The sequence below is a fragment of the Halorubrum tibetense genome, from assembly GCF_055396225.1.
Genome location: NZ_AP043742.1, coordinates 3,127,005 through 3,146,699, shown reverse-complemented (window position 1 = coordinate 3,146,699; position 19,695 = coordinate 3,127,005). Strand labels below are relative to the sequence as shown.

The window sequence follows — 19,695 nt, the reverse complement described above, 5'->3', positions numbered from 1 at the left end:
GTCACTCGGTCGTGCGGTTGTCGACGGTCTCGACCGCGGGGAAGAGGTACGGTGGCTCCGGCACCGGGACCATCGTGGTCTTCAGCTTGCTCGTCCCGTGGACCTCCTTGCCGAACTTCCGGTTGTGGCTCACGTCGGTCTGGATGCTGCCGCCCCAGAGACCGAATCCGGCCCTCGCTTTGGCGCTCACGTCGATGTCGGTCTCGCGTTCGGTCGTCGTTTTGATATCCATCTCGACCTCGATGACGGCCTCCGAGAACTGGTAGAACGTCGGGAACAGCCCGGCCTGCAGCAGTGAGACATCGATCGGGTCGGCGGAGTCGTACGTGACGTCACCGTCCGCGTCGATCGTCCGCGTGATCGCCGGCACGACTTCGATCTCCGTCTCGGCGAGGATCTTCGCGACCTCCACGGAGTTCATATCCAACTGGTTCTGCGCGTCCGCGATACCCTGGCCCATGCTAGCAACCATCTCGGGAAACGGCACGTCGAGGAGTTCTTGTCCTACTGACATCCTTAAGTAATTAATCTAATAAATATTAAAGTAGTATGTAAGAAATCAGGGAGGATGGTAGAGATTAACACGGATAGTGGACCGTACGCGACGCCCCCGCAGATTCGGGTGATATTGCGGCACATCGATTGGATCCGAGTCCGGCGCATAACGCGCGTCACCGAGTGGGGTAGCCACCCGGCGTTCGTCCGTCAGTTACGCCCGCGAGGCGGGCCGTTCCATCGACCGAGGAACTCGCCACCGATGTTCATCGACTCGATCGGCTCCGGTGCCCAATCGTACTCGTAGACCAGGTACTCGACATCGGCGGTCGCCCGCGCGACATTGGCGACGGCCTTCATATTGACGTCACCCTCGTCTATCTCGACGAAGTCACCGTCTCGCATGTTCTTCATATGGATGGAGTCGATCTCGTCACTATACCTGCTTATATACTCGATCGGGTTCGCGCCGCCCGTCTCTACCCAGCCGACGTCGAGCTGGAGGTGAACGTGATCTTCGACCGCCTCCGCGAACACGTCGTAGGCGATCTCGTCGGCGTCCTCGAGCTCTTGGAACTCGTGGTCGTGGTTGTGATACCCGAACTCGAGTCCCTGATCGGCCATCTCGTCCGCCGCCGTGTTGATGTCGTGAGCGAGTTCGAGAACGCTCTCCTCGGTGCTCCACGTGTCACCGTTGATGTACGCCTCGATGAGTGCGGGTTCCCCGTACTGGAGGTACAGTTCGGCCACTCCCTCGGGATCGTCGAGCGTGTCGTAGAGTCCCTGGTGGGCACTGGCCATTCCCACGCCGGTCTCGTCGATCGCCTCCGTGATCGCGTCAACGTCCGAGTCGCCGTCGATCGAGAACGGTTCGAAGTGGTCGTAGCCCGCCTTCTCCATCTCGTAGATCAGTTCCGCCGTCGTGAGGTCCGCATTGTTGAACGACCAGAACTGCGCGGATATCGGAACCGGCTCCGCTGCGGATCCCGACCCCGCGTGATCCGGCCGTGCCTGTACGCCTCCGATGGCGGCCGATCCGAGTCCGAGCGCGCCGATCCCGCGAAGCAGGTTCCGTCGGCCCGTTTCGACCGATTTACTCACGATACGACTCCCGTCCGTCGTCCGTCTGTTCTGTGACATGCCTTTCACCTCTCGCCGTACCACCCGCTCCACCCATTCGGATGGCACGACTTAATAATTAAAGTTCATTATATATAAGTCATTATACTATTGTCAATATATATTGATCCCTCGTGTGCAGGCCGCTCCGGATCGGCTGCGGGCCCGGGATCACGACGGTGTCGGCGGGAACCGCGGGTAGCTCCCGACTCCCTCGGTGTGCCAACCGCGGAGCTCGACCCATTCGCCGCCCGGGTCAGTCCCGGCTATGTCGCCTGCGACGGACGTCTCGTAAGTGTTCCAACTCCACCCGAACGTCCACCACTCGTTTGTTCCCTCGTAGCGGACGATGACGCCGAAGGTGATGTCGTCGCCGCCGTGCTCGACGTACACCGGACTCGTGGCTTCGAAGGACCGGTAGTCCGGCCACCGGTCCGCCGCCCAGTCGTCGTGGTCGTCCGCGCCGCGCTCGGGATCACTGAGCTCAACCGGGGCGAGAACGGGCTCCGTTCCGCGTGGCGTCCGCGTGTCGATCGTCCAGTCGGACGTGATCCGTGAGTCGAACCAGAGCGTGTCGCGACCCTCGCGAACTTCGTCGATCTCGATCCGGAGCATCGGGCCGCGGTCGGTCGCCACCACCTCGTGTGAGACGCCAACGAACCGGTCGCTGTCGGCTACGTATAGCTCGTCGACGACCGCCTCACCGTCGTGAACACCGATGGGAAGAAGGACGACAACGTTCTCGGTCGCGCCATCGACGTCAACGCTCGCCTCGAACCCGTACGACGACTGGTAGGAGTCATAAAACAGCGCGGTTCCGAGCCCGACGAAGCCGGCGATAACGACGAGGCAGACGACGAGCAGCGCCGCAGCCACCATCGTGACCTTCGCCCCTGTCGAACGATTCCAGAGGCTGGTGAGGCGTCTCGTACGTGCCATAGTGACCGAGCACGTTGTGATCGGACATAACTAGTCGCCTATTTCCGTCGTTTGTGGGGACCCGCTTCGGCGTCGATGTCTTCACTGGGATGTCCGGAGTGTTGCGTGTACTACCTCCCATCTGTTCCTCTCACGGTTCCGGGCTGTGACTCGTCTGCTCAATTCGGGTCGATTGGTCTTTTGACTGCTCACTTCGTTCGCAGCAAAAGTCCGCCCTCCCCGAATTGAAACGCGCGAGACGATCGCCTCGCTTCGCTCGGCGCTGCGACTCGCTGTTCCCCGCTCGCTTCGCTCGCGGGGACGGGGGACAAGTCGATCCACAGTTGGCTACGAACCGACTGAAAAACCAGTCCGCCCTCCCCGAATTGAACGGGGGACAAGCCGATCTACAGTCGGCTGCTCTACCAGGCTGAGCTAAGGGCGGTCACTAAATTCTAGCCGCTGGATTCGACTTAAACGTTCCCTTTCGCGGGCAGCTCGAGTGGGTGTGCCGTGTCCCGACAACTCCACGCGGTATTTAAGTCGCGCGCCCCGCGAGCGGGCGTATGGGAGACGACGGTGCGGACAGACAGGCCACGTTCGGTAGCGACGGCAGCCTCGAAACCGACACCACGCCGGACGCGACCGGCGAGAACGACTTCGGCGACCCCAAGGAGCCGAACGAAACCGACGGCGGCTACAGCCGCTATGCGGTTTCGAGCCTCCTTCAAAAAGCGGTGCGGCGTTCCGACGAGGAGGTCGCCGCGTGGGCCGCCTGGGAGCTCGCCCGCTCCGGCTACGCCTGGAACCTCTGGGACCGGCTGAACCTCTACGTCGTCGAGGACCTCCGCGCGGGCGACGACGTCGCCCTGACGATCGAGCGATACGAGCAGTTGGCGACGGAGCGCTGGGAGCCGTCGGAATGGAAGGGTCGCCTCTGTGCGGTCCACGCCGCGCTCGCCGCCGCGCGCGCCCAGTCCACTCGTGAGGCCGCGAACGCCGACGCGTACTTCTCCGCCGCCGCCGAGGAGCGCGCCGCCGCCCGCGAGCGTGGCGAGGAACCGGACCACGACTTCCCGGTCGACGACCTCCAACCCGGCGGCGAGTTCGACGTCGCCCTCGACGGACACACCGGCGAGGGCTCACGGCTCGGACGGGGGACCCACTTTTTCAAGACCCGCGGCGCGCGCGTCGGGCCGGAGGGCGAGGCCGAACTGAGCGCCCGCTGGCAGCGGCTCGCGATGGAACTCGACGGCGACGTCGACTACACGACGGCCGAGATCGAGCGCGCGCTCGCGCCCGTCGACCCGGCGGCCCCGTGGGACGAGCCGGACGGGACCGACGGGGAGCCCAGTGATGACGCCAAACACGCCGATCACGGCGATACCGACGGGTCCGACGATCGTGGCGACCGCTCCGGGTCGCTGTCGGAGTTCTCCGAGTAACGCGGTTCTCGTTATAATCCCTCTCGACGCCGGCGGTCCCCGCCGTCCCGCACCGCAGCGAGCGACCCGAGGAGAGCGACGAGAACGGCGACGACGGCGGGGACGACCCCGAATCCGGGTACCCGGTCGTCGGCGGCCGGTTCCTCATCGTCCGTCTCGTCGCCGTTTTCCGTCGGGACGGGCTCCGGCGGCGGGGCCGCAGCCAGCGCCGCCTCGACTGCGGCGGGACCGTCGACCACGCCGTGGCCGTAGCGGGCGTCCGGCTCCGCGGCTCCGGTCGGGTGGACCGCGGTGTCGACGAGGAGGTCGTGGAGCTCGTCCCCCTCGACCCGGCCGTCAGTCGCGGCGATCGCGAGCGCAGCCACTCCGCTGACGTGCGGGGCGGCCATGCTCGTCCCCTGTCGGCGGACGTACCCGTCCGTCGTCCCGGACTCCGCGCTGACGACCGCGACCCCCGGCGCGGAGACGTCCGGCACGACGTACTGCTCCGGCCAGTCCTCCGGGATCTCGCCGAAGGCCTCGACCGCCTCGATCGGCTCCCCGCTGGAGAACGCCGCCACGGTCCGGTTCTCGTCGGTGTCGACCGCACCGACCGCGAGCGAGTCGTACACGTTCGCCGGCGACGAGGAGGTGTTCTCCCCGTCGTTGCCGGCGGCGGCGACGACGATCGAGCCGGCCGCCCGGGCGTTTCGAACCGGCATGATGAACCCGCGGAACGTCCCGTTCGCGCCGAGGCTCATCTGGAGGACGTCCACGTCGTCGTCCGCCGTCGCGTGCTCCATCGCCGCCAGGACCCCCGCGAACGTCGCCGACCCGTCCTCGCCGAAGGCGTCGATCCCGTGGATCGCCGCCTCCGGTGCGACACCGATGTGGGTCCCCGAGGCCTCCCCGCCCGCAACGGTGCCCGCGACGTGCGTACCGTGACCGTCCGGGTCGGTCGCGTCGGCGACGTCGTCGCTCACGAGCGTCCCGTTCTCGTCGAAATCCGCCCAGGCGGCAAGCTCGATGTCTTGGTGGGCGGGGTCGACCCCGGTGTCGATCACGGCGACGGTCGCACCCGCACCCCGCGTGTCGAACCGCTCCCACGCCGCCGGAACGTCGATCGCCTCCAACCCGTCGGTGTGACTCCCAGTCGGCTCCGTGCCGACCTGGAACCGATCGGTGGACGCGTCAAGGTGTCGGTCGACGGACTCCGTCACGCTCCCCGCGCCCTCAGCACGCTCTCCGCCGCCTGCAGCCCCCGAATGTGTCGCGACCACGACGTTCCGGTGAACGTCGGTCACGTTCGCGACCGAGAGCAGCTCGTCCGCGTCGGTCTCGTCGGCGTCGACGCTCACGAGGACGGCGTTCGCCAGCCAGAACGTCCGCTCGATCGTCAGGCGGTCCGTCCCGGCCGCGAACGCCTCGAACGCTACGCGTTCGTCGCTCGCGTGCTCGCGGAGCTCCTCGACGACCTCGTCGTCGTCGGTATCGGCGAGGTCACGCGGCTCCATCGGCGGGAACCGGACGACGACCGATGTCGTGCCGGTCTCGTTCGCGAGCGGGTCCGTCGCTCGCTCGTCGATAGGGACCTCGTCGACGGTGGCTTCGACGCCAGCCTCCTCGTCGGCGGAGTCCAGCTGGACGTGTTCAGCGCTTGCGGGAGCCGCTATCCCGCCCGAGAGCGCGAGAAGCGTGACGATCCCGACGAGGAGGCCGAGCGCGACCGCACGGCGACCGGACCCGGTCACCGCCCCACTGCGTAGCATACGTTCCGCTCGGCCGCCCCGGGCAAATACCTTCGGCCGCCACCGATCGTTGCCTCCAGCTGCCGGCGACGACGCCGACACCTATGGGACGTTAACGGCGCTCACGCCCCGTCGACCGATCCCGACACAACCGCTTTGGGTCCGCGCGCCCATCGATCGATCAGTGACCGATCCCACGGATGACGCCCCCGACGGGTCCGAATCGAGCGACGAGCCGGACCCGGAGACGATCGCTCGGGGGCTCCTCGCCGACGTCGCCGCCGACCGCGACTGGGCGTTCGATCCGGAGCGCGTTCGGATCGACGACGCCGACGTCCTCGCCCGGCTCTCTCCGGCGGTTCGGCGGTGGTGGGTCGAGACGTTCGGCGAGCATATTCCGGAGAACGGCGGCCTGTTCACCCCGCCACAGCGCGAGGCGATCCCGCATATCGACGCCGGGCGGAACTGCCTCGTCGCGTCGCCGACGGGGAGCGGCAAGACGCTGGCCGCCTTCACCGCCGTCCTCGACGACCTGTTCGCCCGCGACCGCGCCGGCGACTTGGAGAACTCCGTCTACTGTCTGTACGTCTCGCCGCTCAAATCGCTCGCGAACGACATCGCCCGCAACCTCGAAGCGCCGCTCTCCGGGATCGGTGACCTGCTGCCGGCCGACGAGGACCCCGGCGTCCGGCAGGCGATCCGACACGGCGATACGAGCTCGGCGGACCGGCAGGCGATGCTCGACCGGACGCCACACGTCCTCAACACCACGCCCGAGACGCTCGCGATCCTGTTGAACTCGCCGAAGTTCAAGGAGAAGCTCCGGACGGTGGAGTACGTGATCGTCGACGAGATCCACTCGCTGGCGGCGAACAAGCGCGGCACTCACCTCGCAGTGTCGCTGGAGCGGCTCGTGGAGCTGACCGAGGGCTCTCCCACGCGGGTCGGCTGCTCCGCGACCGTCGAACCGCTGGAGGAAATCGCCGAGTTCCTCGTCGGACGCGAGCGCGTCGACGGCGCGGTCGGCGACCCCGACGGCCTCGAACCGCGCGAGTACGAGCTCGTCGACACCCGGTTCGTTCGGGAGTTCGACCTCGAACTCCGGACGCCGGCGGCCGACCTCATCCACACTCCGGGCTCTGCCGTCACGGACCGGTTCTACGACGACCTCCACGATCTGATAGCCGGACACACGAACACGCTCGTGTTCACGAACTCACGGTCAGGCGCGGAGCGGGTGCTTCAGGGGCTCCGCGAGCGGTTCGGCTACGACGAGTCGGACTCCGGCTGTCACCACGGGAGCCTCGGCGAGGCCCAGCGCACTCGGATCGAGGAGGGGTTGAAATCCGGCTCGCTGGACGTGGTGACGACCTCGACGAGCCTCGAGCTCGGCATCGACATGCCGCACCTCGACCTCGTCGTTCAGGTCGGCTCGCCGAAGTCCGTCGCGGCGCTGCTCCAGCGGGTCGGCCGCGCCGGACACAGCCCGGGAGAGACCGTCGAGGGGCGGGTGTTCGCGCTCGACCGTGACGAGCTCGTCGAGTGTGCCACTATGCTCGCGCGCGCCGAGGAGGGGTTCGTCGACCGCGTGTTCGTCCCCGAGAACGCTCACGACGTCGCCGCCCAACACGTGTACGGGATGGCGATAAACCGGGTCCGACCGGATCGGGAGGTCCGCGAGGTCCTCCGGCGTGCCTGGCCGTACCGGCGGTACGGTGCGGACCGGTACGAGACGCTCATGCGGTATCTCACCGCCGACTACGACGGGCTAGAGGAGAAGAACGTGTATCCGAAGGTGTGGCGCGACGCGAACGACCCGCCGGACGGCGAGCACCACCACGAGGGCTTCCCCGTCGGCGAGCTGCTGATCGGCAAACGCGGCCGGCTCGCCCGGGTCATCTATATGACGAACATCGGCACCATCCCTGACTCGTTCAGCTGTGACGTGTTCACCCGCGACGACGAGTGGGTCGGAACGCTCGACGAGACGTACCTCGACACTTTGGAGTCCGGCGACGTGTTCACGCTCGGCGGCGAACGGTTCGCGTTCCGGTACCGCCGCGGCTCGAAGGTGTACGTCGACCGGACGGCCGAGCGCGCGACGGTCCCGTCCTGGTACGCCGAACGGCTCCCCCTCTCGTACGACCTCGGCCGGGAGGTGCTCGCGTTTCGCGAGCGACTCTTGGAACGACTGACGGCCGGGGGACCGCCCGCGGTCCGGGCGTGGCTCCGCGAGCTGCCGCTCGACGAGAACGCGGTCCGGGCACTGGCCCGGATGTACGACGAACAGGTCGCGTACGCCGGCGCGGAGAGCGTCTCGACGTCCGATCGGATCGCCGTCGAGGAGGAGCTCGACCGTGCCGAATACAAGCGTCGATACTACGTCCACACCGTCTACGGCCGGCGGTTCAACGACGGGCTCTCGCGGCTGGTCGCCGCCGAGTGCGCGAACCGCACGGACGCCAACGTCGCGGTCGCAGTCGCCGATAACGGGTTCAGCCTCTCGTTCCCGCTCAACCGAAAGGTCGACGTCGCGGGCGTGCTCCGCGACCTCGACACGGGGACGCTCCGCGAGGACCTCCGGGACGCGATCGAAGGGACCGACCTCCTGAAACGCTACTTCCGGATCGATGCCGGGCGATCGCTCCTGATACTGAAACGGTACAAGGGGTACGAGAAGTCGGCGGCCGAACAGCAGGTGTCGGCCGAGATGCTACTCTCGTTCGCGAACGAGCTCGAGGGGTTCGCCGTGATGGAGGAGACGTACCGCGAGCTGTTAGAGGACCGGCTCGACGTTGCGGGGATCCGGGAGGTGCTGACGGGGGTCGAACGCGGCGAGATCGCGGTGTCTCACCACGCGGTCGACTCGCCGAGTCCGCTGTCGTTCGGGCTGGCGACGCTCGTCGACTCCGACGTCGTCCTCGCGGACGACGAGTCCGCGGTCCTCCGGGAGTTCCACGCCCGAGTGACCGAGGAGATCGGCGCGGACGACGCCTCGACGAGGACGGGCCCCTCGGCGGGCGAGTAACGGAACGGGAGTTCAGGCTCGGTCAGGCTCGGTCACTCCTCGGGCCACTTGATCGAGCATCCGCGGGAGGGGCGATCCGGGACGTCGACCGACTCACCTGCCAACACCGCGTCGATCGCTTCGCGCACGTAGAACTCGGTCGGCTCGTCGTCCGGGCTCATCGCGTCGTCGAGTCGGCCGTGATACCGGAGTCGCCACTCGCCGCCCTCGCGACCGAACAGGAACGGGTCGGGCGTACAGACGGCCCCGTACGCCGACGCCACGTCGGCGGTCTCGTCACGGAGGTACGCGTCGTACGCGATCGTGCCGTCCTCGACGTGTTCGCGCATCGCTTCCAGGGAGTCCTCCGGGTACTCCTCGGCGTCGTTGGGGTTGATACCGACGACGGCACAGTCGTCGTACTCCGCGGCGACCTCGTTGAGGAGGTCGAACTTCGCTTTCGCATACGGGCAGTGGTTACAGGTGAACACGACGAGCAGGGCGTCCGTGTCGAACGAGTCGAGCGTGTATCGGTCCCCGTCGACCCCCGGAAGATCGAACGCGGGGGCGGTGTCGCCGCGGTCCAGCTCCGAGTCGGATTCCTTCAGTACCATACGTCCCCGTTGTGTGGCGACGCCAAAAGTCGTTCCGGGGGTGGACCGGACCACCGACACACGTTCACCGCGCCACCGACGCGTGCTCACCACGTCACCGACGCGACGACCCCTGCGCCGACCCGTACTGCAAGCACGACTCCAAGCCACCCCGCCGCAGCCACCGCGAGTATCCCCGCGAGAACCGATCCCTCGTACACGACGGCAGCGACGAGCGACAGCGTGTTCGGGACGGCGGTCGTCGGCCAGACGCCGGCCGAGTCGACGGCGATGTCCGAGAGCACGACCGCGACCCCTCGACCGTACGCCCCCAGTGAAACGCCGATCGCTGCGAGTAGTCCGACCGTGATCGTCGTGGCGAGCCACCGGACCCATCGGGCGGCCGCGCGATGTGTCGCGTTTCGTCTCGACGACATAGCGGCTCTGGACGCGGTATCGCATATAACGGTGAGCGCGGACGGCCGTGACGGTCGTCTTCGACCCTCCCGGTTTTATCCCCTGTGCCCGTACTCCGTGTATGTCGACGGGACCGACGCGGACGCCGAGCTATCGAACCCTCCGGCTGTTGTGCGGGAACGCGGTCGGGATGGTGGCGTTCCTCGCGGCGTACGTCTTCGCCCGCGACCCGATCGTCGCACTGGTGGCCGGGATCATCGTCGGCGTCATCGGGTATGCCGCCTCGACAGTCGTCGTCGACTACGCCGCCGGAGAGAGGAACCGTTAACACGTCGGACGGTCTTCACCATCCAGATACTCGACGGGGCCGACGGGAGGACCGGTGAGGACGCGTCGTTGGACACCTCCTCGCCGGTCCGCGTCCTGCATGTCGACGACGAACCCGATTTCGCCGAACTCGCGGGCTCGTTTCTCGAACGGTCCGACGGCCGGTTCGACGTGACCGCGGTGACGACGGTCGCCGACGCCGTTGAGCTGCTGGACTCGACCCGGGTCGACTGTGTCGTCAGCGACTACGACATGCCGGGGACGAACGGGATCGAGTTCTTGAAGACCGTTCGCGAGCGATACGGCGACGTCCCCTTCCTCCTGTTCACCGGTCGCGGGTCCGAGGAAGTCGCGAGCGAAGCCATCTCGGCGGGCGTGGACGACTACCTCCGGAAAGAGTCGGGAACCGACCAGTTCTCGGTGCTCGCCAACCGGATCGGCAACGTCGTCTCGCGGGCGCGCGCCGAACGACGGCTCGAAGCCCACCTCGGGCGGATGACCGACGCGTTCTACGCCCTCGACGAGGAGTGGCGGTTCACGTACGTGAACGAGCGCGGCGCGGAGATACTCGAACGCGACCCCGACGCGATCCTCGGCGATACCGTCTGGGAGTCGTTCCCCGAAACCGTCGGGAGCGAGCTCGAACACGCCTATCGGGAGGCGATGGAGACGGGGAAACCGCGGGAGTTCGAGTTCCGGTACGCCCCGTTGGAGACGGATTTCGAGGTCCACGCGTACCCCTCCGAGACGGATCTCTCCGTCTACTTCAGGGACGTAACCGAACGCAAGGAGCGCGAACGCGAGCTCGAGGAGGCCTCGGAGCGGCTCGCGCTCGCGCTCGACGGCGCGGACGTCGGCGTGTGGGACTGGGACCTCCGCACCGACGAAGTGACGTTCGACGAGGGGTGGACCGCGATGCTCGGCTACGAGCTCGCGGAGATCGACGCCGACCTCGACGCGTGGGAGGAACGCGTCCACCCCGACGACATCGATGCGGTCTGGGACGTCCTGGAGCCACACCTCGCCGGCGAGACCGACGCCTACGAGTGTGACCACCGGATGCGGACGAAATCCGGCGACTGGAAGTGGATACGCGACCGCGGGCGCGTGGTCGAGCGCGACGAGAACGGTGCCCCACGTCGGGCCGTCGGGATCCACATCGACGTGACCGACCGAACGGAACGGGAGCGCGACCTCGAACGGTACCGTCGGATGGTGGACGCGATGCCGGAGTCGGTTTGTCTGTACGACGCCGAGGGACGGTTCGTGTTCGTCAACGACTACCTCACCGAGGGGTACGGCAGCTCGGGAGACGAACTCGTGGGATCCGAGAGCGTCCTCGTGGACCGGATCCGCGAGGAGAGCGAGGGGGACCCGTTCGCGGCGCTCGTTTCCGGCGACCGCGACGTGCTCGCGGACACGATACGGATGGACCTCCCGAACCGAACGGACGCGATCGTCGATTACCGCCTGACTCCCCTGTTCGTCGACGGAGAGTTCGACGCGGTCCTCTGTATCGCCCGGGACGTAACCGAGGCGCGGCGACGCGAACGGCGGCTCGAACGCACGTCCGCCAGGCTGGAGGCGCTGTTCGAGCGGTCGCCGGACATGATGGAGATCCACGACCTCGACGGGACCATCGTCGAGGCGAACCGCTCGATGTGCAACGAGCTCGGCTACGAGCCGGAGGCACTGGTCGGCACGTCGGTGTCGGCGATCGACGTCGAGATGGACGCCGCGGACGCCTCGAAACGCTGGGAGGGCTTGGGGGTCGACGAGACCGCCCGGATCGAGACGAGCTATCGGCGCGCGGACGGTTCGACGCTCCCTGTCGAGGTCCACGTTCGTCGGATCGACGTCCATGGCGAGGACCGGTTCCTCGCAAGCAGCCGTGATATCACCGAGCGTCGAGCGTACCAGCGTCGGATCGAACGCGAGAACGAGCGGCTCGACGAGTTCGCGAAAGTCGTGAGCCACGACCTCAGAAACCCGCTCAACGTCCTGTCCGGGTTCACCCGGCTCGCCCGCGATACCGGGGACCTCTCGCACCTCGATCGGTGTGAACGCGCGCTCGACGACATGGAACACTTGATAGACGACGTCCTCACCCTTGCGAGACAGGGCCGCACCGTCGGGGAGTCGAAACAGGTCGGATTGGCTGACGTCGCATGCGAGGCCCGCGAAAACGTCGACGCGCCGGAGCTGTCGCTGGACGTCGAGACGTCGGCCGCGATCCGGGCCGACCCCGGGCGACTCAAGCAGCTGTTCGAGAACCTGTTTCGGAACGCGTTCGAGCACGGCGACCCGCCGGTGATCGTGACGGTCGACGATCTCGATGGCGGGTTCTACGTCGTCGACGACGGTCCGGGGATCCCGCCCGACGAGCGCGAGCGCGTCTTCGAGAGCGGGTACACCACGTCGGGATCGGGGACCGGGTTCGGCCTCGCCATCGTCGAGGGCGTCGCGGAGGCACACGGTTGGGACGTCGCCGTGGACGCCGGCGAGGAGGGTGGTGCTCGCTTCACCTTTACCGGCGTGGAGTCCCGCGTCGACGACCGGTAGCCGGCTCGCACTCGGCGACCGGAGGGTGAGGTCGGCCGGGCTCAGAACGCGCCGGGGTGGACGTTCACGTCGGCCTGCAACTCGTCTTTCAGTGCGGCGTGGACGTGACAGATACCTTCCGCGCGCTCGACGATCTCCGCGACTTGGTCGTCGTCGAGTTCGGCCTCTACGTGGAGGTCGAAGCTGATCGCGGCGAGGTCGTCGTCGTCGTCGAGCTCGGCGCTCGCGTCGATCTGGAGTTTGCCGAGCTCCTCCTCGCCGCGCTGGCTGCCGCCGACGCGGAACGCGGGGATGAAACAGGAGGCGTACGTCGCGACGAGCGCGGCGTTCGGGTTCGGTCCCGTCTCGTCGGTCGCGTCGATCTGGAGGTCGAACTCGCCGACCTGACTCGTACACGCGTACCCGTCCTCGGAAACCGTTGTGGTCTCGATGTCGGACATGACGTCCTGAGGATCGTCGCCTGCGGGCCTAAAGGTTGCTATACCCTGACGTATCGGGGGTATCGGCCGTCTCTAAAAAATCGAGTTCCGAGATACGTCTCGATTCCGGCCCGTTCAGGGCTCGACGACGTACGTCTCGTCGCCGTCGAGCACGACCGGCTCCGCGTTTGCCCCGGCGGCTTTTACCTCGTTGACGAACTCCCGCGTGTCGATCTCGATCGGCGGGAACGTGTCGTAGTGCATCGGGAACACGACGTCGGCACCGACCCAGTCGGCGGCGATGCCCGCGCCGGCGGGTCCCATCGTGAAGTGGTCGCCGGTGGGGAGCGCGGCCGCGTCCGGTTCGAGGTACGGTGCGATCACGTCGACCATCTCGGACATCAGTCCGGTGTCGCCGGCGTGATAGAACGTCGTACAGTCCGGGTCGGACTCCTGGGTCGGTTTCTTATCGCCGATCACGAACCCGGCGGGCATCCCGGCGGAGGTCCCATAGCCCGTGTCGATCCCGTTGGAGTGGTCCGCACGGACCATCGTCACCCACGCGTCGCCGCACTCGACGGTGCCACCGATGTTCATCCCCATCCCGCCGACGGCGTCCTCGTGGCCGAACGTGTCCTGGACGTACCCCACGAGCTCCGGCGTCGCGACGACCGTCGCGCCCTCGTAGCGGTCTGCGTCGGAGATGTGGTCCGTATGACCGTGCGTCAACAGGAGATAGTCCGGATCGAGCTCCTCGGGGTCGACGTCGGTCTTCGGGTTGTCGAAGTGCGGATCGATCAACAGCTCGGTGTCATCGACGACGACGTGCCACGTCGAGTGGCCGTGCCAAGTGAGCTCCATAGTGCGTCCGACGGTTCACAACCCGAGGTAATAAATGTCAACGGCGGTTCGTGCGCCGCCGACCGGCGCGCCGGACCTCCCGCTTCCACTGCGGTTCCCGTCCGATCAGTTTTACGGGTTTGTTCCGCAATATCTTCCCGCGAATACACGCTTATGATAGGTATCCTCCTATGAGAGTCGTGACAATGCCAGTTCGACATGACGCGTGACGACGATCCGGGTTCGGTCGACGATCCGGACCCCGGTCACGACGAGCTCGGAAGCGACCGATATCGACATCTTATCGAACACGTACAGGACGCGGTCGTCGAGTTCGAACTGGTCGATGGAACGCCGATAGTGATGGGGACTAACCGGGCGTTTGTCGACGTGTTCGGCTACGACGACGATGCGATCCGTGACGAACCGCTCAACGAGTGGGTCGTTCCCGAGTGGAAGCGTGCGGAGGCTGCGGCGCTCGACGAGAGCACTGCGAAGGGGGAGATCAATTACCGGAAAGTCACACGGAAGACCGAATACGGGCTTCGGGAGTTCCTGTATCGCGGGATCCCGTACGAGGGAAGCGGCGGGACCGACGATGAGGATGTCGGCGAGTCGGTCGGCGGCTTCGCCGTCTACACCGATCTCACGGAGATATCCCGCAACGAACGCCGCCTGAAGGTACTCAACCGGATCCTTCGTCACAACCTTCGAAACAACGCGAACCTCGTTGCGGGGCACACGACCCGGCTGTTGGCCGCGATCCCGGAGGCAGACGGCGAGGCGGTCGAGGGCGCGGCGACCATCGAACGGGCGGCACACGAGCTCGAACGATTGGCCGACGAGGCGGGGCACATCCGAACGGTGCTCCAACAGCGGACCGACGAGGACGCACACATCGATCCGGAACCGCTCATCCGGTCCGTCATCGACGAACGCCGACAGCGGTCCCCGAACGCGACGATCGACGTCGACTTCGCCGGCTCGAAGCGGGTTTTGGCCGACAGCCGTCTCCGATACGCGATCGAGAGCCTCGTCGACAACGCGATCGAACACAACCCGAGTCCCACACCCCGGGTTCGCGTGCGGATCGATCGTGCGATCGATACCGGCGACCACGACCCCGACGACTGGGTGATCATCCACGTCGAGGACGACGGCCCACGGATCCCGCCGCATGAACGGGACGTCATTCGCGACGGGGCCGAGATAACGCCGACACACCACGGGAGCGGGCTCGGGCTCTGGTTGACCGAGCTGACCGTCGAAATGTTCGGCGGTGAGCTCGCGTTCGACAGGAGCGATCTGGGCGGAAACGATGTCTCGATCCGGCTCCGTCGGCGGACGTCGCGGTGACACCGGCGATCACGCCGCGGAACCCGAATATCGCCGACCCGTGAGCCGTGGGGTCACGCTCCGTGAGGCGGCTGACACGGGCGCATCTCGGGATCGCCGACTCCAGCAGTCCTTTTAGCAACCGGGCCCTCGGAACGAGCATGTATCACGCCCGCTTCCGCGATCCGGCAGGCTCCGTCCGTGAGGGACGATACGACCCCGATAGCGACACCGTCGCCTTCGGCGACGACGAGTACGCCCTCGACCACCCGGAGATCGACGTGCTCCCGCCCGTGGAGCCGACGAAGATCGTCTGTGTCGGACGAAACTACGCCGAGCACGCCGCCGAGTTCGACAACGAGATCCCCGACCGCCCGCTGCTGTTCTTGAAAGCCCCGAACGCCCTCGCGAGCCACGGGTCGACGGTTACGCTTCCCGGGGGAAAGGACCGACTCGACTGGGAGGCGGAGCTCGCGGTCGTCATCGGCGAGGCGTGTACGGACGTCGACGCCGCCGACGCGATGGACGTCGTCGCCGGCTTCACCTGCATGAACGACCTCTCGAACCGTGACGACCAGAACCGCGAGCAGAACTGGGTCCGCGGGAAGGCGTTCGATAACGCCGCGCCGCTCGGCCCCGTCCTCGCGACGCCCGACGAGGTCCCCGCGGACGCCAGTGTCGAACTCCACGTGAACGGCGACCGGAAACAGGCCGGGGATCGCTCCCAGCTCGCGTTCGACGTGCCGACACTGATCGAGGAGATAACGACGTACATGACGCTCGAGGCGGGGGACGTGATCGCGACCGGCACCCCCGACGGCGTCGGCCCGCTCGCCGACGGCGATACAGTCGAGGTGACCGTCGAGGGAGTCGGAACGCTCCGACACGACGTGCGTATTCCCTGACTCCGGAAACTACCCGAATCCCGACGTTTTCGCCGGGAGCACTCGGAGAACGGTCTCGGGATCGTGCCGGAACGACCCCGGATGCGGAACGGTCCCACACCACGTTTCCGGTGAACGCTTATATATCCTGATCGGATACTGATCCGTATGGAGACCCGCTTCGTCTCGTTCTGATCCCGTCGCCGCCGTCGGACGCGTACTGGGCGGCCCACGCGGGATCACGCCCCGTCCGGATCGCCACGAGACCGATCTCGGAGTAGTGTCACCGCCGAGTCGCGATCAGTTCGTGCGGCTCGTCGACACACCCGCTCCCCTCCCCGGGCCGATGTGAGCGCCCGACCGTATGTCACGAGACGACACGAACTCGACGAACACCGGCGAACCGAACTCGACGAACACCGGCGAACCGAACTCGACGAACACCGGCGAACCGAACTCGACGAACACCGGCGAACCGAACTCGACGAACGCAGCGACGAGGACCGACACGGATCCGGCCCCGAGGGACGCTCACGGCCGTCGTGCCGTCATCGCGGCGCGTGACCGGGACGCGACCCCGGACACGACGGAGATCCGGGGGCTCGCGGTCGCGACCGGGTACACGGTCGTCGGCGAGATCACACAGCGTCGCCGGGAAGACCCCACGTACGGACTCGGCCGCGGCGCGGCGGAGGACCTGATGCGACTGGTGGCCGAGCGCGACGCCGACGCCGTGATCTACGACGGCGAGCTCTCGCCCGGCCAGACGTACTCGCTGGGCGAACTGCTGCCCGCGGGCGTCGCGGTCATCGACCGGCCGCGGCTCGTCATGGAGCGGTTCGCCGACGCCGCCGACTCGCGGGCGGCCGACCGCCAGCTCGAGCTCGCCCGCTTGCGGTACGAGCTCCCCCGGCTACGGGAAGCGATCGCCCGGGACCACACCGAGGAGGTGAGACTCCGGCCGGAGGGCGACAGCCGCGTCCTCGACGCCGAGCGACGGATCGAGTCGGCCGAGCGCGCCCTCGACGACATCACCGACGACCGCGCGGCGCGTCGCACACGCCGCCGCGAGGCCGGGTTCGACCTCGTCGCGGTCGCGGGCTACACCAACGCCGGCAAGTCCCGGCTCTGCCGTCGACTCGCCGACGACGTAGACGGCGAGATCGGGAGCAGAGCTACCGGACCGGAGGTATCGTCCGGGAGGGACGCGCCGTCGGAAGCGACACACGACGACCTCGATTCGACGCTCGCGACCGGAGACCGGCTGTTCGAGACGCTCTCGGCGACGACCCACGAGGCGACGATGGACGGTCGACGGACGCTCGTAACGGACACGGTGGGGTTCGTCGATGACCTTCCGCACGACGCGATCCGGTCGTTCCGCGCGACGATCGACGCCGTTCGCGAGGCCGACTGCGTTCTGCTCGTGGTCGATGCGAGCGACGAGCCGTCCGCGATCCGCCGGGCGCTCCACACGTCGCTGTCGGCGATCGAGGGGACGAACGGGCCGGTGGTCCCGGTGTTGAACAAGGTCGACAGGGTCGGCGTGGCGGCCCTCGAAACGGTCGTCGAGACGTTCGAGACAGTCGTCGACGAGCTCCGGAGCGACGACCTCCCGGTCGCGGACTCGCTTCGACCCCCGATCCCGACGAGCGCTCGGGATGGAACCGGGGTGGGTGACCTGACCGCGGCCGTGGCGGACGCCCTGCCGACGGCGACCGCGACGGTCGAGGCCCCGAACAGTGGTGAGACGGAGTCGACGCTCTCGTGGGCGTACGATCGCGGGGTGATCGCGGACGTGACGTATGCGGTCGACGGCGACGGCGTTACGGTCGAGCTCGCCGGCCGACCGTCCGTCGTCGAGGAGGCGACGCGCCGGTTCGGCTCGTCTTGACACACCGGGCCCGCCGGACCCGGGTCGGTTCGGTCAGTCTTAAGGCCGGCGCGCGCCCAGCGTATGGCATGCAACCACGGGATCTCTCGGACCACTCGCCATACGTCCCGGGCCGGGGCGTCGAGGAGGTCGCCCGCGAGCTCGGGATCGACCGCTCGGCGCTCATCAAGCTCTCGTCGAACGAGAACCCGCACGGCCCGAGTCCGGCGGCCGTCGAGGCGATCCGGGAGCACGCCGACCGCGTCCACCAGTACCCGAAATCCGCCCACACCGACCTCACTGAACGGATCGCCGAGGAATGGAACGTCGACACGGAACAGGTATGGGTCTCGCCCGGTGCCGACGGCTCGATCGACTACCTGTCACGGGCGGCGTTGGAGCCCGACGATGCGGTGCTCGTCCCGTCGCCGGGGTTCGCGTACTACGCCATGTCCGCACGGTACCACCACGCAACCGTCTCCGAGTACACGCTGTCCGCCGCGGACGGATTCACCCAAGACGCCGAGACCGTATTGAGCGCGTACGGGGGCGAGCGGATCGTCTACTTGACCTCGCCGCACAACCCGTCGGGATCGACGATCCCGCTGGAGGCGGTCCGGACGATCGCGGACGCGACCGCCGAGGAGACGCTCGTGGTCGTCGACGAGGCGTACGGGGAGTTCGCCGCGGTCGACAGCGCGATCCCCTTGGTACGCGAGCGCGACGACGTCGCCGTCCTCCGCACGTTCTCGAAGGCGTACGGCCTCGCCGGTCTGCGGATCGGCTACAGCGTCGTTCCAGAGGCCTGGGGTAGCGCGTACGCTCGGGTGAACACCCCCTTCGCCGCCAACGAGCTGGCGTGCCGGGCGGCGCTGGCCGCGCTCGACGACACGGACCACGTCGAGAAGTCCGTCGAGACCGCCCGGTGGGCCCGCGAGTACATGACCGACGAGCTCGACGCCGAGACGTACCCCTCCGCCGGCAACTTCGTCCTTGCGCGTGTGGGGGACGGGAGCGCGGTCGCCGAGGCGGCGAAACACGGGGGCGTGATCATCCGGGACTGCACGTCGTTCGGGCTGCCCGGCTGCGTCCGGATCTCGACCGGCACTCGCGAGGACACCCGCGAAGCGGTGACGCGACTCAACCGCGTCCTCGCCGAGCACGAACCAGAGGCAGAGGCCGACGCGTGAGCGAGAGAACCGCCCCCCGTGTAGCCGTTACCGGTACGCCGGGAACGGGAAAGTCGACCGCGACGGCGCTGATCGCGGACGAGTACGACGTGATCCACCTCAACGAGCGGATCCGGTCGGACGACGATCTGTGGACCGAGCGTGACGCGGAGCGTGACACGCTCGTCGCCGACCTCGACGCCGTGGCGGATGCGCTCGGCGACTGGACGGGCGTGCTCGACTCGCACCTCGCTCACCACTTCGATGCCGATCGGGTGGTCGTGTTGCGGTGTCACCCGGCGACGGTCGAGGAGCGGTTACTCGACCGCGGGGAGTCCCCGTCTACGGCGACGGAAAACGCGGAGAGCGAGGCGCTCGACGTGATCCTCTCCGAAGCCGTATCGACTCACGGGATCGAGCGGGTGTACGAGATCGACACTACCGATCGCGACCCGGGGACGGTCGCCGACGCGATCCGGGCGGCCATCGACGGCGAGCGGGAACCGAGCGCGGGGACCGTCGACTTCACGGACTATTTATGAACGGGAGAGTCGATCCGGACGGA

At 67.3% G+C, this 19,695-nt stretch carries 17 protein-coding genes and 1 tRNA gene; 9 read left to right on the top strand and 9 right to left on the bottom strand.

Going from position 1 to position 19,695, the window contains the following annotated elements; genetic code table 11:
- Nucleotide 1 precedes the first annotated feature (1 nt).
- The 4 genes from ACZ5TV_RS15580 to ACZ5TV_RS15565 all read right to left on the bottom strand — a co-directional run bounded on the left by ACZ5TV_RS15580 (nt 2) and on the right by ACZ5TV_RS15565 (nt 2,977).
- A complete protein-coding gene (locus ACZ5TV_RS15580; protein ID WP_379781365.1) occupies nt 2–514 on the bottom strand; it encodes a hypothetical protein in 513 nt (170 codons plus the stop codon).
- Nucleotides 515–705: 191 nt separating this feature from the next.
- Nucleotides 706–1,635: a sugar phosphate isomerase/epimerase family protein gene (locus ACZ5TV_RS15575; protein WP_379781367.1), complete on the bottom strand. Its 930-nt coding sequence runs from the start codon at nt 1,633–1,635 to the stop codon at nt 706–708.
- A 150-nt stretch (nt 1,636–1,785) separates the two neighbouring features.
- On the bottom strand, nt 1,786–2,553 hold the full coding sequence (locus ACZ5TV_RS15570; RefSeq protein WP_379781369.1) for a hypothetical protein: 768 nt from the start codon (nt 2,551–2,553) through the stop codon (nt 1,786–1,788).
- 350 nt (nt 2,554–2,903) lie between these two features.
- A tRNA-Tyr gene (locus tag ACZ5TV_RS15565) sits at nt 2,904–2,977 on the bottom strand.
- Between the two features lie 121 nt (nt 2,978–3,098).
- Between ACZ5TV_RS15565 and ACZ5TV_RS15560 the strand changes: the two genes are divergently transcribed.
- Nucleotides 3,099–3,977 (top strand): hypothetical protein, encoded by an 879-nt coding sequence (locus ACZ5TV_RS15560; RefSeq protein WP_464383970.1) that lies wholly within the window; start codon nt 3,099–3,101, stop codon nt 3,975–3,977.
- 11 nt (nt 3,978–3,988) lie between these two features.
- Here the strand turns inward: ACZ5TV_RS15560 and ACZ5TV_RS15555 are convergent, their stop codons facing one another.
- Entirely contained in the window at nt 3,989–5,725 is a 1,737-nt protein-coding gene (locus ACZ5TV_RS15555; protein ID WP_464383969.1) for a S8 family serine peptidase, read from the bottom strand.
- Nucleotides 5,726–5,888: 163 nt separating this feature from the next.
- Here ACZ5TV_RS15555 and ACZ5TV_RS15550 point away from each other — a divergent pair, with 163 nt between their 5' ends.
- Nucleotides 5,889–8,732, top strand: a complete 2,844-nt coding sequence (locus tag ACZ5TV_RS15550) for an ATP-dependent helicase (RefSeq protein WP_379780256.1) — start codon at nt 5,889–5,891, stop codon at nt 8,730–8,732.
- A 32-nt stretch (nt 8,733–8,764) separates the two neighbouring features.
- On the opposite strand, the gene ACZ5TV_RS15545 is transcribed toward ACZ5TV_RS15550, so the two are convergent.
- Together ACZ5TV_RS15545 and ACZ5TV_RS15540 are read right to left on the bottom strand one after the other, a co-directional pair.
- The gene (locus ACZ5TV_RS15545) at nt 8,765–9,325 is read right to left on the bottom strand and encodes a thioredoxin family protein (RefSeq protein ID WP_379780258.1); all 561 of its coding nucleotides are present in this window, start codon (nt 9,323–9,325) and stop codon (nt 8,765–8,767) included.
- Between the two features lie 86 nt (nt 9,326–9,411).
- Complete coding sequence (locus ACZ5TV_RS15540) at nt 9,412–9,741, bottom strand: hypothetical protein (RefSeq protein WP_379780260.1); 330 nt, start codon at nt 9,739–9,741, stop codon at nt 9,412–9,414.
- 101 nt (nt 9,742–9,842) lie between these two features.
- Here ACZ5TV_RS15540 and ACZ5TV_RS15535 point away from each other — a divergent pair, with 101 nt between their 5' ends.
- Nucleotides 9,843–10,049: a hypothetical protein gene (locus ACZ5TV_RS15535; protein WP_379780262.1), complete on the top strand. Its 207-nt coding sequence runs from the start codon at nt 9,843–9,845 to the stop codon at nt 10,047–10,049.
- Between the two features lie 68 nt (nt 10,050–10,117).
- Entirely contained in the window at nt 10,118–12,610 is a 2,493-nt protein-coding gene (locus ACZ5TV_RS15530; RefSeq protein WP_379780264.1) for a PAS domain S-box protein, read from the top strand.
- Between the two features lie 41 nt (nt 12,611–12,651).
- On the opposite strand, the gene ACZ5TV_RS15525 is transcribed toward ACZ5TV_RS15530, so the two are convergent.
- Nucleotides 12,652–13,050, bottom strand: coding sequence for an OsmC family protein (locus ACZ5TV_RS15525; RefSeq protein WP_379780266.1), 399 nt, complete (start codon nt 13,048–13,050; stop codon nt 12,652–12,654).
- Between the two features lie 114 nt (nt 13,051–13,164).
- The gene (locus ACZ5TV_RS15520) at nt 13,165–13,890 is read right to left on the bottom strand and encodes a metal-dependent hydrolase (RefSeq protein ID WP_379780268.1); all 726 of its coding nucleotides are present in this window, start codon (nt 13,888–13,890) and stop codon (nt 13,165–13,167) included.
- A gap of 198 nt (nt 13,891–14,088) precedes the next feature.
- Here ACZ5TV_RS15520 and ACZ5TV_RS15515 point away from each other — a divergent pair, with 198 nt between their 5' ends.
- From ACZ5TV_RS15515 to ACZ5TV_RS15495, 5 genes are all read left to right on the top strand, one after another.
- Complete coding sequence (locus ACZ5TV_RS15515) at nt 14,089–15,225, top strand: PAS domain-containing sensor histidine kinase (RefSeq protein WP_379780270.1); 1,137 nt, start codon at nt 14,089–14,091, stop codon at nt 15,223–15,225.
- Between the two features lie 140 nt (nt 15,226–15,365).
- Nucleotides 15,366–16,109 carry a fumarylacetoacetate hydrolase family protein gene (locus tag ACZ5TV_RS15510; protein WP_379780272.1) on the top strand — a complete coding sequence of 248 codons (744 nt, stop codon included), beginning with the start codon at nt 15,366–15,368 and terminating at the stop codon, nt 16,107–16,109.
- A 343-nt stretch (nt 16,110–16,452) separates the two neighbouring features.
- Nucleotides 16,453–17,982, top strand: coding sequence for an HflX-like GTP-binding protein (locus ACZ5TV_RS15505; protein WP_464383968.1), 1,530 nt, complete (start codon nt 16,453–16,455; stop codon nt 17,980–17,982).
- 68 nt (nt 17,983–18,050) lie between these two features.
- Nucleotides 18,051–19,151 carry a histidinol-phosphate transaminase gene (gene hisC, locus ACZ5TV_RS15500; RefSeq protein WP_379783182.1) on the top strand — a complete coding sequence of 367 codons (1,101 nt, stop codon included), beginning with the start codon at nt 18,051–18,053 and terminating at the stop codon, nt 19,149–19,151.
- The gene (locus ACZ5TV_RS15495) at nt 19,148–19,672 is read left to right on the top strand and encodes an adenylate kinase family protein (RefSeq protein ID WP_379783180.1); all 525 of its coding nucleotides are present in this window, start codon (nt 19,148–19,150) and stop codon (nt 19,670–19,672) included. The genes hisC and ACZ5TV_RS15495 overlap by 4 nt, the downstream gene beginning before the upstream one ends.
- Nucleotides 19,673–19,695: the final 23 nt, after the last annotated feature.

Bases quoted from the DNA above. Each gene is read 5' to 3' on its own strand.
- ACZ5TV_RS15510 (WP_379780272.1), top strand. From the start codon at position 15,366: ATGTATCACGCCCGCTTCCGCGATCCGGCAGGCTCCGTCCGTGAGGGA.
- ACZ5TV_RS15520 (WP_379780268.1), bottom strand. From the start codon at position 13,890: ATGGAGCTCACTTGGCACGGCCACTCGACGTGGCACGTCGTCGTCGAT.
- hisC (WP_379783182.1), top strand. From the start codon at position 18,051: ATGCAACCACGGGATCTCTCGGACCACTCGCCATACGTCCCGGGCCGG.
- ACZ5TV_RS15545 (WP_379780258.1), bottom strand. From the start codon at position 9,325: ATGGTACTGAAGGAATCCGACTCGGAGCTGGACCGCGGCGACACCGCC.
- ACZ5TV_RS15560 (WP_464383970.1), top strand. From the start codon at position 3,099: ATGGGAGACGACGGTGCGGACAGACAGGCCACGTTCGGTAGCGACGGC.
- ACZ5TV_RS15575 (WP_379781367.1), bottom strand. From the start codon at position 1,635: ATGTCACAGAACAGACGGACGACGGACGGGAGTCGTATCGTGAGTAAA.
- ACZ5TV_RS15505 (WP_464383968.1), top strand. From the start codon at position 16,453: ATGTCACGAGACGACACGAACTCGACGAACACCGGCGAACCGAACTCG.
- ACZ5TV_RS15535 (WP_379780262.1), top strand. From the start codon at position 9,843: ATGTCGACGGGACCGACGCGGACGCCGAGCTATCGAACCCTCCGGCTG.
- ACZ5TV_RS15555 (WP_464383969.1), bottom strand. From the start codon at position 5,725: ATGCTACGCAGTGGGGCGGTGACCGGGTCCGGTCGCCGTGCGGTCGCG.
- ACZ5TV_RS15540 (WP_379780260.1), bottom strand. From the start codon at position 9,741: ATGTCGTCGAGACGAAACGCGACACATCGCGCGGCCGCCCGATGGGTC.
- ACZ5TV_RS15515 (WP_379780270.1), top strand. From the start codon at position 14,089: ATGACGCGTGACGACGATCCGGGTTCGGTCGACGATCCGGACCCCGGT.
- ACZ5TV_RS15570 (WP_379781369.1), bottom strand. From the start codon at position 2,553: ATGGCACGTACGAGACGCCTCACCAGCCTCTGGAATCGTTCGACAGGG.
- ACZ5TV_RS15525 (WP_379780266.1), bottom strand. From the start codon at position 13,050: ATGTCCGACATCGAGACCACAACGGTTTCCGAGGACGGGTACGCGTGT.
- ACZ5TV_RS15580 (WP_379781365.1), bottom strand. From the start codon at position 514: ATGTCAGTAGGACAAGAACTCCTCGACGTGCCGTTTCCCGAGATGGTT.